This window comes from Emergencia timonensis, assembly GCF_900086585.1.
GTDB lineage: Bacteria > Bacillota > Clostridia > Peptostreptococcales > Anaerovoracaceae > Senimuribacter > Senimuribacter timonensis.
Map to the genome: position 1 here is coordinate 323189 of NZ_FLKM01000008.1, position 13606 is coordinate 336794.

At 47.3% G+C, this 13606-nt stretch carries 12 protein-coding genes; 4 read left to right on the forward strand and 8 right to left on the reverse strand.

Annotated elements, in window-relative coordinates:
* Positions 1-33 precede the first annotated feature (33 nt).
* Both BN6539_RS02800 and BN6539_RS02805 read left to right on the forward strand, forming a co-directional pair.
* A complete protein-coding gene (locus BN6539_RS02800) occupies positions 34-1251 on the forward strand; it encodes a M20 metallopeptidase family protein (RefSeq protein ID WP_067533590.1) in 1218 nt (405 codons plus the stop codon).
* A complete protein-coding gene (locus BN6539_RS02805) occupies positions 1248-2417 on the forward strand; it encodes a hypothetical protein (protein WP_067533593.1) in 1170 nt (389 codons plus the stop codon). Before BN6539_RS02800 ends, BN6539_RS02805 begins: the two co-directional genes overlap by 4 nt.
* Before the next feature lie 564 nt (positions 2418-2981).
* Here BN6539_RS02805 and BN6539_RS22695 read toward each other — a convergent pair.
* From BN6539_RS22695 to BN6539_RS02845, 8 genes are all read right to left on the reverse strand, one after another.
* Positions 2982-3206, reverse strand: a complete 225-nt coding sequence (locus tag BN6539_RS22695; protein WP_207645070.1) for a hypothetical protein — start codon at positions 3204-3206, stop codon at positions 2982-2984.
* Positions 3207-3236: 30 nt separating this feature from the next.
* Positions 3237-3461 (reverse strand): hypothetical protein, encoded by a 225-nt coding sequence (locus BN6539_RS02815; RefSeq protein ID WP_207645071.1) that lies wholly within the window; start codon positions 3459-3461, stop codon positions 3237-3239.
* A 161-nt stretch (positions 3462-3622) separates the two neighbouring features.
* Positions 3623-5062, reverse strand: a complete 1440-nt coding sequence (locus BN6539_RS02820) for a 4Fe-4S dicluster domain-containing protein (protein WP_067533601.1) — start codon at positions 5060-5062, stop codon at positions 3623-3625.
* Between the two features lie 17 nt (positions 5063-5079).
* Entirely contained in the window at positions 5080-8529 is a 3450-nt protein-coding gene (locus tag BN6539_RS02825; RefSeq protein WP_082907320.1) for an efflux RND transporter permease subunit, read from the reverse strand.
* Positions 8522-9139: a TetR/AcrR family transcriptional regulator gene (locus tag BN6539_RS02830; protein WP_067533609.1), complete on the reverse strand. Its 618-nt coding sequence runs from the start codon at positions 9137-9139 to the stop codon at positions 8522-8524. Before BN6539_RS02830 ends, BN6539_RS02825 begins: the two co-directional genes overlap by 8 nt.
* Positions 9140-9237: 98 nt before the next feature.
* The gene (locus BN6539_RS02835) at positions 9238-10380 is read right to left on the reverse strand and encodes an aminotransferase class V-fold PLP-dependent enzyme (protein ID WP_067533611.1); all 1143 of its coding nucleotides are present in this window, start codon (positions 10378-10380) and stop codon (positions 9238-9240) included.
* Positions 10381-10448: 68 nt separating this feature from the next.
* On the reverse strand, positions 10449-10952 hold the full coding sequence (locus tag BN6539_RS02840) for a putative ABC transporter permease (RefSeq protein WP_067533614.1): 504 nt from the start codon (positions 10950-10952) through the stop codon (positions 10449-10451).
* Positions 10953-10957: 5 nt separating this feature from the next.
* Positions 10958-11599 (reverse strand): SanA/YdcF family protein, encoded by a 642-nt coding sequence (locus BN6539_RS02845; protein WP_227142535.1) that lies wholly within the window; start codon positions 11597-11599, stop codon positions 10958-10960.
* Between the two features lie 172 nt (positions 11600-11771).
* On the opposite strand from BN6539_RS02845, the gene aroF reads away from it, so the two are divergent.
* Together aroF and aroB are read left to right on the forward strand one after the other, a co-directional pair.
* The gene (aroF, locus tag BN6539_RS02850) at positions 11772-12590 is read left to right on the forward strand and encodes a 3-deoxy-7-phosphoheptulonate synthase (protein WP_067533620.1); all 819 of its coding nucleotides are present in this window, start codon (positions 11772-11774) and stop codon (positions 12588-12590) included.
* A complete protein-coding gene (aroB, locus tag BN6539_RS02855; RefSeq protein WP_067533623.1) occupies positions 12553-13599 on the forward strand; it encodes a 3-dehydroquinate synthase in 1047 nt (348 codons plus the stop codon). The genes aroF and aroB overlap by 38 nt, the downstream gene beginning before the upstream one ends.
* The last annotated feature ends 7 nt before the right edge of the window (positions 13600-13606 follow it).

The following is a 13606-nucleotide window of genomic DNA, read 5'->3' on the forward strand; positions in this document are numbered from 1 at the left end:
TTCAGAAAATTTAATTAGAAAGGTGGTGAAATCATGAATTTATTCCTAAAAGAAGCCTTTGCCATGAAGGATAACATCATTGAAAATCGCCGTTACATTCACGAGAATGCCGAGTTAGGCTTTGACCTGCCCAAGACGAGAGCTTTCGTCATAAAGCAGCTTACGTCTCTCGGTTACGCCCCAATCCTGTTAGGTGAAGGAATCACCTGCACCATAGGCAGCGGCCAGCCGGTTATCTTGCTCAGAGCAGATATGGATGCCCTGCCGCAGACGGAGACCTCCGGTCTTGACTTTGCCTGTCAGACCGGCGCCTGTCACTCCTGCGGACACGATGCGCATACCGCTATGCTCCTTGCTGCTGCGGCCTTGCTGCGTAAACACGCTGACTTGTTAAAGGGCACGGTAAAATTAATGTTTCAAGCGGGAGAAGAAACGCTGCTCGGTTCCCGTAAGATGCTGGATGCAGGTATTTTAGATTATCCAAAAGTAGACGCGGCCATGGCTCTTCACATGAACTTCGGTCCCTGCGGCGACTATGATATGCACGCGCGCAGTCTGGCCTACAGCGCACATACGATGATGCCTTCGGCCGACGAATTCCGCATTACAATCAAAGGAAAAGCATCCCACGGCAGCACCCCCTATCTCGGCGTCTCCGCTGCCAGCGCCGCAGCGAACATCGTCGTTGCGCTCCAGCAGCTGATTTCCCTGGAGATCCCCTGCGATGAGCCGGTCATCCTGTCTATCGGTAAATTGACATCCGGCACTGCTTCGAATATCATACCGGAAGAAGCAGAAATCATGGGAAGCTTCAGAGCATTCACAAGAGAAAACAGAGAATACCTCAGGAGACGGCTTCCAGAGGTTGCAACATCCATTGCCGAAAGCTGGCGCGCAAACGCAAAGACCGAGTTTCTGGGCGGCGTTGCTCCGAACATCAACGATCCCGAACTGGCAAAAGAAATGGCAGGCTACTGCAGCCAGATCATGGAAAAGGTGCAGGTGATTCCTCCTGTAAAGGGTTCGGAAGACTTTGCCAATCTATGCGAGTATGTCCCGACCTTCTTTGCCAATGTCTGTGCGGGCAGCATTGAAGAAGGTTACTCCTACTCCATGCATAATCCAAGTGCCCGTTTAGATGAAAACGCCCTGCCCTATGGCAGTGCTGTCTACGCCTTCTGTGCCGTTAAGTGGCTGGAAAATCATAGTATAGCGCAAAGAGAGAATGAATCTGGAAAGGAATTATTATGAACGGATTATACGCTTTGACGATAATCATGATCGTCTACGCAGTCGGTGATATCATCGCCACAAAGACCAAGGCAATTATTTCTATGCTATTTGTCGCATCTGTCGTCTTTGCAGTCGGTTTCTGGAACGGCCTGCCTGCTACCATCTTTGACGACGCATCCTTAAAGCTGTTCGCAAGTGTAACCGTAGGCCTGCTCCTGGTACATATGGGAACGACGATTAAAATGCAGGATTTGTTAAAAGAATGGAAGACCGTCGTCATTGTCCTGTGCTCCACCGTGGCAATCTGCTTGGGCGTATATTTTATCGGCGGCCTGATAATTGACCAATCTATGGCCCTCATTGGCGCACCAATTCTAGGCGGCGGCGTGGTTGCTTTTCTAGTCATGTCAGAAGCGCTGAAAAATGCTGGCGAAAACACCATCGTCTTTGGTTCTCTGATCCTAGTCATCCAAGGCGTTGTCGGTTTCCCAATTGCCTCCATTCTTTGCAAGAAAGAAGCTTTACGCCTTAAGGGGCAGATTGCCTCTGGATCGCTGACTTTAAACAAACCTTTGGAGACTGCAGAGAATAAACCCGCCTGGCGAATCTTTCCGCAGATGCCGGCAGATTACAACGGGGATAACTTTGTCATTGCTAAGCTGGCGGTCGTCGCCTGCCTGGCACAATGGCTGTCAAATCTCACTGACGGCAGCGTCAATACGCTGGTAATCTGTTTGATTCTCGGCGTCATAGCCCGGGAAATCGGCTTTCTTGAAGAAGGGTCACTGACCAAAGCCAACGGTTTTACCTTTGTCATTGGGGCGGTCTTAGTGAATGTGTTCGCCAGCCTGGCCAATACGACGCCGTCTATGGTATTGTCCATGATAAAACCTCTGCTTATCGTGGTTGTCGTAGGACTAACCTGCTGCGCTCTAATTTCCATCCTCGTGGGCAAGATTTTTAAACTCAGCTGGTACATGGCCTTTGCTCTGGGTGTCACCGCCCTTTTTGGCTTCCCAGGGACCTTTATTGTTCCAAACGAGGTGGCCAAGGCTGTCGGTGAAACCGTGGAAGAGAAGGAAATTCTTCTGCAGAACATCATGCCAAAGATGATTATCGCCGGTATGGTGTCGGTCTCCATCGTATCTGTAGTCTTTGCCGGCCTCATGGCAAGCTGGGTGTAATACTTGGTCGTCCCAGATTTTGTCCCATCTGCGTAACTGCGCTGCCTGATTCCCCTGCCCGTTACGCAGACTGGCTGTCAGCCCCCCTATTTTCTTAACTGATTTGCTGATTTTCATTCTATCTGCGTAACTGCGCTGCCTAATTCCCCTGCCCGTTACGCAGACTGGCTGTCAGCCCCCCTATTTTCTTAACTGATTTGCTGATTTCATTCTATCTGCGTAACTGCGCTGCCTGATTCCCCTGCCCGTTACGCAGACTGGCTGTCAGCCCCCCTATTTTCTTAACCGATTTGCTGATTTTCATTCTATCTGCGTAACTGCGCTGCTCCATTCTCCTGCCCGTTACGCAGACTGGCTGTCAGCCCCCCTATTTTCTTAACTCATTTGCTGATTTTCATTCTATCTGCGTAACTGTGCTGCCTGATTCCCCTGCCCGTTACGCAGACTGGCTGTCAGCCCCCCTATTTTCTTAACTGATTTGCTGATTTTCATTCTATCTGCGTAACTGCGCTGTCTGATTCCCCAGGCTGCTCGATTCTTCGGGCTACCTGCTTCTTGGATTCCTTATCCTCTTCTATATCTCATCGTGCAGCATATTATATTGACTGCAATGCCAAAAAATAGCGGATTGAAGGACAGTCCAGCCAAGTTCCCTGCAATAACGGCAGCCGGGCCGGCAATGATTGAGCCCACAATAGCTTCTCTTTTAATGCGCCCGATCAGAAATAGCGCGCAGCTGAATGGAAGTAACACCACTGCGCCGCATAGTCCCATGGATAAAAATCCCATGTCGTCAGAATCAAGGCACTGGCGAACAACCTAAGAAATGATACTGATGATAATTCCAATGGAACTGAGTGCGCATCCCAGATGTTCTGCCCGCGGCCCATATACATCAGAAATAACCTTCATCAATGTTGTAGCTCCCGATTGCTGCATAGCCTTAGCATACCCCTTGCCAATATGGCACAGCCTATGCCAGATCCTAATGTAAACCCCTACGCCGATGATTAAAGCAATCGTCATGACAATTCCAACAATCACCTGTTGACTGGTGCATAAAAGTGGCTGCTGTCACCCCACTTTTCATTGCATGGGAAATTTTAAAAAAGTAATTATCACGCATCAAAAAACAGGGCATACCGGATTCCGGTATGCCCTGTATATTGCATGCAAGGCTAAGCCTTAAACAACCTTGATTTCCATTACAAAATATTAATTGTCTTCCTTACGTTTGGTAAAATTTCTGTAGCTGTAGCCTCTTCACTGTGCTCTTCAATCTCTTCTGCGGCATCATTATAGCGGACCAGATTTCCGGAACCGCCGACACAACCGCCGATACAAGCCATGCCTTCAATAAAGTTATTCGGCAGCACCCCTTTATCCGCTCTGGCTAATGCTTGTTTACACTTATCGATACCGTCACAGACGATAGGATTGAATTCAAAATCGTGTATATCTAACTCTTTCAGCGCCTGGGTCACTGCCTCGGCAAGTCCGCCTGACTTGGCGAAAATTCTTCCATAATAGGACGCCTGGTTCCATTCTGTCTCTTCCTGTTCACGCAGAATAATATCTCTGCTGTCAAAGAGGGCCTGCAGCTCCTCAAAGGTAATCGCATAGTCGATGTACTTACGTACTTCTGGCTTTCTAACCTCAGCCTTCTTCGCGATACAAGGACCGATAAAGACAATTGTAGCCTCCGGATGGCCTTCTTTAATAAATTTAGCTAGCTCTACCATCGGCGAGAAATTGTGGGATATCTTCTCCTTCAGTCCAGGATATTTGGTTTCTATATATTTGACGAAAGCAGGGCAGCAAGAGGAAGTTAAGAATCCCTTTTCCACCAACTCCTGTGCTTCTTTTGTCGCTACCATATCTGCACCCAGGGCCACCTCAAGGACCTGCGCAAATCCCAGCTTCTTGATACCTGTGATGACCTGTCCCAGATTAGCGTATAGGAACTGGCTGGCGATAGACGGCGCCACGATGGCAATCGTCGGATTGTTCGCATCCTTGCGAGTGCTCTCCTTGAGGGAGTTGATGACGTCCACGATGCTGGATACGTCAACTGTCGCTCCAAACGGGCAGTGGTACACACAGGTGCCGCAGCTGATGCACTTCTCATAATCTATGGATGCCTCACCGCCAGGACCCATGGAGATTGCCTTGACCTTGCAGGCATTTTCACACGGTCTCTGAAAGTTATGTATCGCACTATATTTGCAGGCTGTGGCACATCTGCCGCAGTCCACGCACTTGTTCTTGTCGATATGGGCATGATGCTTAGAATCAATCGTAATGGCCCCCAATTTGCAGGCGTCGATGCACCCGTGGGCCAGACAGCCCCTGCAAAGGTCTGTTACAACGTATCCCGCCTCTGGACATTCGTCACAAGCAATGTCGATGACCTGTACGACACCACTGGCTTTCCGGCTGCCGCCAATGGCAAGTCTGATACGTTCCGCGATGACTGCTCTGTCTTTATAGATGCAGCACCTCTGCGGCGGTTCATCCTTTGGAATGACCTTGCTGGAAATTTCGTTAAACTCTGCAAAAACATCGTTGCCGCGCCAAGTCTGAATGGCAACTTCGCGAAGGACATTATACTTCCTTTCTTGAACTTTGTTGTCAAATAATTTCACTCTCTATGACCTCCAAATTAAATATTACTGATATCCAGATCTTCATCTGAAAGGTGTTTATACTCCTCGCCGTTCATTATATCATAAATGATCGGAACAATATAGAGCGTTAATAAAGTTGCATAAATTAATCCGCCGATGCAGACTAAGGCCACTGGCCGCATCATATCTGTGCCTGACGAACTGCCGAAAGCCATCACAATCAGACCGAGTATCGTGGTCAGAGACGTCATCAAAATCGGTCTCATTCTCGTCATGCCCGCTTCTATAATCGCTTCTTTCTTTGGCGTGCCTGCCGCTCTCAGCTGATTGATATAGTCGACTAAAACGATACCGTTGTTTACAATGATACCCGTCAGCATGACCATGCCGATCATGGCGATGACACTGATTTCTTTCCCCGTAATCAGCAGCGCCAGCAGACCGCCTGTGAAGGCCAGCGGTATGGTGAACATGATGATGAACGGTGATTTCAACGACTGGAACTGGGCCACCATGATCAAGTAGACAAAGACGATGCCTAGAATCAACATCAGGACCAGATCTTCCATCGCATCCATGATGGTCTCATTCTCCCCTGTAAACTCTATGGTTGTGCCCTTTGGCAGGTCATATTTCTCAATCGCTTTCTCCGCTGCTGAAGTTACCTTTGTTACATTGTAACCTTCTTTCAAAGTGCCCGTCACATTGAGATACCTGCTCTGATTATCGCGGCCGATGGATTTCAGGGTCTCTTTTTCCTCCAGCTTTGCAATGTCGTTGAGTTTAATCTTCTGCTCTTTGCCGTCTGCATCTTTGACGGTCAAAGTTAGATTTTTCATCTCCTTTGGCGTCAAAGCTTCCTTCTGTTCAGAAGAAACCACCACGTCATAGTCGTTGTCCTGCCATGTCACTGTCGTCGCCTTGTCCTCATAGGTCATGGCATCTACAATGGCCGTATAAACCTGGGCCACCGTCAGACCTCGTTTCATGGCGGCCGTCTTTTTTACGACAAAGTGGTATTCTTTGTCAGACTCCTGGATGCCGCTCTCAACTTCGTCGATGCCTTTTACCTTTGCCAGCTCTGCGCTGATTCCCTTTGCTGTCTCCTGCAGGTGATCCAGGTCAGCGCTGTATACGTTGATGGACACGCCGGAGCCGCCAAGGGCAGTAGTAAAATCTCCTGTAGAAGATCCAGCAGCGGTCACAAGACCTTTCAGATCTTTACATACATCGTTAATTTTATCGGCTACCCAAGTGCTCGTGTGTTCCATCTTTTCATTAAGCATGATGTAGAAGGAAACGGAGGCTTGTGTAGTGCCGCCGCCCATCATGCCGCCTGTAGACAAAATCGCGCCTACTGTATCGACATCCTTGATCGTTTCTATCTTTTTGATGGCTGCGTCGGCTGTTTCCTTTGTCTCTTCCAGGCTGCTGCCCTTCGGCATTTCCATTGTCGCCTGAATCTGCGGTGAACTCATCTCTGGCATAAAGATGAATCCCTTTTGTAAGCTGAAATATATACTGCCTAGCAGCAGAATCACTGCCAGCAGCAAAATTGGCACCTTGTGTTTGAGCACATAACTAATTGAAGTTTTGTACTTATCCAACAGGGCCATGTAGTATTTGCCTTCCGTCTCTTTCGTGTTGGCCAGCAGTTTTGACGACATGGCCGGTACAAGAGTCAGGGCGATAATCAAGCTGGCAATCAGCGTGTATGCCACAGTCAATGCCATATCAGTAAACAGCTGTCTAGTCAATCCATCCGTAAATATGATGGGTACGAATACGCAGATTGTCGTAAGGGTAGAGGCTGTAATTGCTGCACTGACCTGCTTTGCGCCTGCCACTGCCGCTTTCGGCGCCGGAACGCCCTGCCTGCGCAGTCTGACTGTGTTTTCAATGACGACTACGGAGTTATCGACCAGCATACCGACAGATACAGCAAGACCCGACATCGAAATCAGATTGATGCTGATCCCTGAGAAATACATCAGTAAAATAGCAAAGATAATACTGATTGGAATACTGCACAAGGTAATGATCGTCGGTTTGATGCCTCTGAGGAAGAGGAACAGAATCAAGATCGCAAACAGTGCTCCCCACAATAAGCTGCTGAGTATGGAGTTAACTACGAGTCTTATGTAATCACCCTGATCCATCAGACTGGTAAAGTGCAGGCCGTCGTGCTCCTTGCTCAGTTCTGTAAATTTATTCTGTATGTTTTCACAGACCTCCGCTGTGGCATAGTTTGACTGCTTTGAAAAGGATAAGACAACGCCGTCCTCTCCGTTGATCTTTGCGTAGAGGTTGTCAGCATTATCGCTCATAAATACATCTGCCACATCTTTCAAATAAATCTTGCCTACACTGTCCACGCCGGAGTCAAAGAGGAAGAGATTTCTCGCCTGCTGCTCGGTTGACACATCGTCACCTACGCTGACCAGGTAGTTCGTTCCGCCCTCCTCCACATAGCCAGCAGGCATGGAGAAATTCTGTCCCTGCAGAATACCTGAAATCATATCAGTAGTAATCTTGTCGCCAATCTTCGCCTGCTCTCTTGCCGACTGTGCCTGGGAATCAAGCTGTGCCTGGGCTGTTTTCAACTGTCCTTCTGCCTGAGAGATTTCACTTTTCGCTGTCTTTATTTTTCCCTCGGCGGTGGATAACTGCTTCTGTGTCTTTGCAAGTTTTTGTGCCTGTTCCTTGTACTGCTCTTCTGGAAGGAACGGCTTTCCTTCTTCCAACTGGGCTTTCGCTTTCTCAAGCTGTGCCTTTCCGTCGTCAATTTTCTTCTGCTGATCGGCTAGCTGGCTTTTGCCCTGCTGTACCTTTCCCTTCTGCGCATCCAGCTCACTCTGGGCGCTGGCAAGCTGGCTGTTGACGCTGGCGAGAATTTTGTTGTTGATCTTGTCGATCTTGTCCTGGCTGATCACCACATTGACTTTCTCTTCCAAGATACCAGAAGTGTCGATGCTGGCTACCCCAGTGATGCCCTCCAACTGGTTCATCAAAGTATCGCTGACAAAAGAAGAAAGCTCCGCCCTGTCCTTTCCTTTGTAGTCGACTGCAGCTACACTGACTGGAATCATGTTGGGATTGAGCTTCATGATGGTCGGTGTGCCGACGGCGTCTTCCCAATTGCCTTCTACCAAATTGATCTTCTGTAAAATATCCGAGGATACTGTATCCATATTGACACTGTCTTCAAACTCCAGCATCACCATAGAGTAGTTGGCGTTAGAAACAGACTGCAGGTCCTTGATATCCGTCAAAGTCGCCAGCCTCTGTTCCAAAGGCTTTGTGACATTGTTTTCTACTTTTTCTGGCGTCGCTCCGGCATATGGGGTCACGACGATAACATATGGCATGTCGATATTCGGAAATAAATCTGGTGTCATCTTGGTATAGGACACAATTCCTGTAACCAGGATGATGACGACAGCCACAAATACAGTAAACGGCTTTTTCACACTAAATTTAGACATCAATTCCTCCTCTTTCTGTTCCTCGCTTGATTAATTCCTGCTGACCTAAAAATTCTGCTCTCACTCTATCTGCGTACCTGATATCGTGCAGGCATTCCGCCGCTGCATTCTTCAGTAATAGAAAGAGCAGCCGGGCCAATAAAATCAGTTCATCATCGGTTTCGTTCTTCAGCAGGGTTCTATCCGTTCCCTCCACAAGAATCTTCACTATTTCATCTTGAAGGTTCAATATAAAATCCAAAGTGCATTCGTTCTTATCCGCTTCTCCGATGATATTTTTCATGCCCTTCTGATTTCTCTCATCTCTGCCCAGGGCGATCACACCGTCCAGCACCCGGCTGACCGCGGCAAAGATATCGCCTTTGCAGATTCGCAGGCTGTCTCTGATTCCATCTTTTAAGATGTTTATGTAGTCAGAAAGCATGTACTGAATCAGGTCGTGCTTGTCGTCAAAATACTGATAAAAGCTTCCCCTGGAAATATCCGCTTTCTGTATGATTTTGTTGATGGACATCTCGCTGGCCGGCACGCGTACAATTTCCTCCGCTGCGGCGTCGAGAATCCGTTTTTTCTTATCCTCTGGTAGGTTATAAAAGGTTTCTTTCGGCATAATCTGCTCCTAAATTTCGACACAAAATGACACCCTGTCACATGGTAATTATTATATGCGACTAAGGTGTCTCCTGTCAATACGATTCGGTTTAGATATCACTGCATCTTTTTACCTATCTTCCATACAGCATCAACTGCCCTGTCAATCTCTCTGCGGGTGTTAAACGGTCCTACACTGAGCCTCACTGCGCCGGTTTCCCAAGTGCCGATGGTCTTGTGTGCCAGACCTGCGCAGTGGTATCCTCCGCGCACTGCAATTCCATAGTCTCTGTTCAGCAGTGCCGTAACTTCCTCACATTCCACATTTCTGATGTTGAACAAACTGATGCCCGTCTTTCCAGCTGGCACAGGTCCGTACATATCGACAAAGTCCATATTTCTGATTCTATCGTCAAATCGTTTAATCAGTTCTCTCTCGTAAAACTCTATGGTCTGGATGCCCACCTTTTCAATAAATCTGGCGCTGTATCCCAGCCCGATGATGCCAGGCGCGTTGATCGTGCCGGACTCATAACCTTCTGGGAAGTCAAAAGGCTGTACGCGGCTTCTGGATTCTGTGCCGGTACCGCCACAGATCAGAGGCTTGATTTCAACACCTGGCGCAACATAAAGGGCACCTGTGCCCAGAGGGCCTAGAAGGCCTTTATGTCCCGGAAAAGCCAGCATAGATACATTGCATTTTTCCACGTCGACGGGCGTGCAGCCGCCGCATTGTGCCGCGTCTAACATAAACGGTATATTATTTCGCGCCGCTAGTCTGCCGATTTGCTCAATAGGCATAATCGTTCCCGTCACATTAGAGGCGCCTGTAACCACAATTAATCTTGTACTCTCTGTAATCGCAGATTGAATTGCCTCTGCCGAAACAAAACCTTCCTCGTCTCCTTTGACAATTGTATGACTGACACCTGCTTCTTCCAGTTGTTTAAGAGGCCTTAACACAGAATTGTGTTCCATAGAAGTCGTTACTACGTGATCCCCCTCTTTTAAAAAACCGATCAGGCCTGCGTTTAATGCTTCCGTCGTATTCTTTGTAAACGTCAGCCGTCCCGGATCTTTGATGTTAAAAACCTTGGCGATGCTCTTTCTCGCTTCGTATACTTTTTCTCCCGTCTTCATGGACATATAATGTCCCGATCTGCCTGGATTTCCGCAGTAATTCAGTATGCAGTCCTCCATTTCCGCACTCATGCCTCTGGGCTTTGGAAAAGAAGTTGCGCCGTTATCGAAATATATCATCTACTTCACCTCATATTAAAAACAAAATGGAGGACCACTGGCCCTCCATTATTTTATTCAGCGTCCTATTAAATTGTGCCTCGTTTTTTAAATAGCATCATCTTTGAAATGCCCTCGATAAACTGTGATGCAAAATACAGCCAGAAGAGAATTAAGAAAGCAAAGTGGATCCACGGAGAGATACTCCTGATTATCGCAGTGAGCACCGTGTTCAGATGACAGACCAGAATAACACTGCCAGCGCCCATGAGCAGCGGGTGATACCAGCGAAATGCGAGCAGCTTTCCGCCGCAGAGTCCATTGACACAGCCCATCACTACAATTTCTAAAATCGTGCCGATAAGCAGTCCTGCTAAAAAGGCTGTCAGTGGCACATTGTACTGAGTCAGATAACTCATTGCAAAAAGAATGACAAGCGCTCCTAATCCATAGGATGGACAATACGGTCCTTTACAAATACCGTGATTTTCATAGATTCCTTTTGTCAGTGCAGAACCGCAGACCCCTATCATCCATCCTATTATTGAATAGATGGAAAACAAAAGCAGCAACTCATAAAATTGATATCCCATTTCCCTTACTCCCCATGGCTTGAAATGCCGCTGCCGTTAATCGGTATGACTTCTCCGCCTAAAATTGATTTTGATTTAATCATGACTTTAAATACGTCTTTGACCCTGGCAAGGACCTCCCTAACTTCTCGTGCCGGCTGTCCCGCATATTTCATCTGATCCGATGCTATGCCCATAACGTTTAACCCCAGTTTTTCTCCTATGTATAAGGATCGGTATTCATGGTAAGTCTGGGTTACGACGATTAAATTACTGACCTGAAATATTTTTTTAGCACGATACATGGAATCATAGGTGGAGAATCCCGCATGGTCACAGAAGATATCTTCCTCCGGCACGCCTGCCTCTTTTACGTAATTCAGCATAACATGTATTTCGTTGTGTTCCTTTGAACCATTATCCCCCGTGAGGAGAATCTTTGACGCGGCTCCCGCCTGGTACAGCATCAGTCCCGTGTCCAGCCGGTCTTTCAGCATCGGCGTCGGCGTCTCGTCATCTTTGATGCCTGCACCCAGTATCATAATACAGTCTGCACCAAATCCCTTTATTTTATTTATTTCAGAATTTGAAAAGGTGTTTTTGTTCTCATTGATCGCATAGGCAATCTTGTCCTTTTCTTCTTTCACAACATAATTGTTGATCATCATTCCCACTACCCCTAAAAAAACTGCGAGAAAGATCATCCAAAAAAATAGTCTTCCCAATAACTTCTTAATCTGTTCCACCCCCGTCGTATGATTTTTGCAAATTGATAGAAAATATGTTACAATTTGATTATTCGCTAGTGTATAGTATAACATAGAAGGAAATTTTTTTGTTATGGAATTATTGGCTTCACGGAAAAAACATCCACAAAATACAATCGTAAATATTGGCAAGGTTCATTTCGGTGACGGAAACCTAACAGCCATTGCCGGCCCCTGCACCATCGAATCGAAAGAACAGCTCTTTGCCATTGCCGAGGCGGTGAAAGCCTCTGGCGCTGATTTGCTCCGGGGCGGCGCATATAAGCCAAGAACTTCTCCCTATACCTTCCGCGGTCTGGGACCTAAAGGCCTCGAATATCTGTTGGAAGCCGGACAGAAAACCGGACTTCCCGTCGTATCAGAAATCATGGAAATCGCGGATATTCCACTCTTCAAAGATGTGGATCTAATCCAAGTCGGTGCTAAAAATATGCAAAACTATCCTTTGCTTGAAGCCTTGGGAAAATTGGACAAACCGGTTTTGTTAAAACGTGGAAGCGGAAATACGATTGAAGAACTGTTATATAGTGCAGAATATATATTGTCTAACGGAAATCCAAACGTCATTTTGTGTGAAAGAGGCATCCGTACTTTTGAACCGATGACTCGCAACACTTTTGATATCAATGCGATTCCCCTGCTCAAGGAGCTGAGCCATCTGCCAGTGGTGGCAGATCCCAGCCATGGTACGGGAATTTCATCCATCGTCACACCAGTTACCCATGCCGCCATCGCCTCCGGCTGTGACGGTATCATGGTGGAAGTGCACAACGATCCGGCTTGCGCATTGTGCGACGGCCAGCAGGCTGTGGACTTAAACGGCTTTGCCCAGTTAATGTTAGGAGCAAGAGAATATGAAAAAATTCGTTGTATCTACAACAACCCCCTATGATATCATAATCGGAAAAGATTTAATCAAGGATGCCGGCGTCTATATTCATACCTGCATCCCTCCCTGCAAGGTCTGCGTCATCACCGACAGTACAGTCAACAATATCTACGCACAGGTACTTTTGACCTCACTGATGGAGCACGGATACCAGACTTCCAAAATCGTGTTTCCTTCAGGCGAACATTCCAAAAACCTGAGCACATATTCTAATATCTTGGAGGCCTTAGCTGACGAAGGGCTGACCAGATCAGACGCCATTATCGCTCTTGGCGGCGGTGTCGTCGGCGATATGGCAGGCTTTGTTGCGGCTACTTACATGCGCGGCATTCCCTATGTACAGATTCCAACCACTTATATGTCGGCAATTGACGCGTCCGTCGGCGGGAAAACGGGAATCAATCTGCTCTGCGGCAAAAACTTAGCCGGCGCCTTTTGGCAGCCAGCTATGGTTCTCTGCGATTATAAGACCTTTGACAGTCTGCCGCCGGTCAAATTAATGGACGGCATTGCGGAAGCGGTCAAAAGCGCCGTCGTCTCTGAAGAGACTTTGATAGAGCATATCAAAGCCAATAATTATGAATATGTAATCGCCAGGTGCGTCTCCATAAAGAAGTCCGTGGTCGAGGCTGATGAAAGAGATATCGGTCTCAGGCAGCTTCTCAACTTCGGGCACACCGTGGGGCATGGCATCGAAAAGCTCAGCGCTTTCTCTATCTCCCATGGTCAGGCAGTAGCAAAGGGAATGGTAGTCGAGGCCAGAGCCGCATATAAATCAAATTTAACTAATGTAGATATCAGTGCATCTCTGACGGAAATCCTAACAGAGATGGGGTTTGATCTTTCTGTAACTTATACGGCAGACGATCTTTATCACTATGCATTGATGGACAAGAAAATATCGGGAGATAAGATCACAATGGTGGTTCCTGAATTCATTGGTAAATGCAGACTGCAGAAAATTTCCCTTTCGGAACTGCGCAAGTTTATTGAATTAGGGTTAGAAAAATAAAGGAGAT

What these genes read in the sequence shown, in the direction of transcription:
- BN6539_RS02805 (WP_067533593.1), top strand. Translation starts at nt 1,248, where the DNA reads ATGAACGGATTATACGCTTTGACGATAATCATGATCGTCTACGCAGTC.
- BN6539_RS02800 (WP_067533590.1), top strand. Translation starts at nt 34, where the DNA reads ATGAATTTATTCCTAAAAGAAGCCTTTGCCATGAAGGATAACATCATT.
- BN6539_RS02845 (WP_227142535.1), bottom strand. Translation starts at nt 11,599, where the DNA reads ATGATGATCAACAATTATGTTGTGAAAGAAGAAAAGGACAAGATTGCC.
- BN6539_RS02835 (WP_067533611.1), bottom strand. Translation starts at nt 10,380, where the DNA reads ATGATATATTTCGATAACGGCGCAACTTCTTTTCCAAAGCCCAGAGGC.
- aroB (WP_067533623.1), top strand. Translation starts at nt 12,553, where the DNA reads ATGAAAAAATTCGTTGTATCTACAACAACCCCCTATGATATCATAATC.
- BN6539_RS02830 (WP_067533609.1), bottom strand. Translation starts at nt 9,139, where the DNA reads ATGCCGAAAGAAACCTTTTATAACCTACCAGAGGATAAGAAAAAACGG.
- aroF (WP_067533620.1), top strand. Translation starts at nt 11,772, where the DNA reads ATGGAATTATTGGCTTCACGGAAAAAACATCCACAAAATACAATCGTA.
- BN6539_RS02840 (WP_067533614.1), bottom strand. Translation starts at nt 10,952, where the DNA reads ATGGGATATCAATTTTATGAGTTGCTGCTTTTGTTTTCCATCTATTCA.
- BN6539_RS02825 (WP_082907320.1), bottom strand. Translation starts at nt 8,529, where the DNA reads ATGTCTAAATTTAGTGTGAAAAAGCCGTTTACTGTATTTGTGGCTGTC.
- BN6539_RS22695 (WP_207645070.1), bottom strand. Translation starts at nt 3,206, where the DNA reads ATGGGATTTTTATCCATGGGACTATGCGGCGCAGTGGTGTTACTTCCA.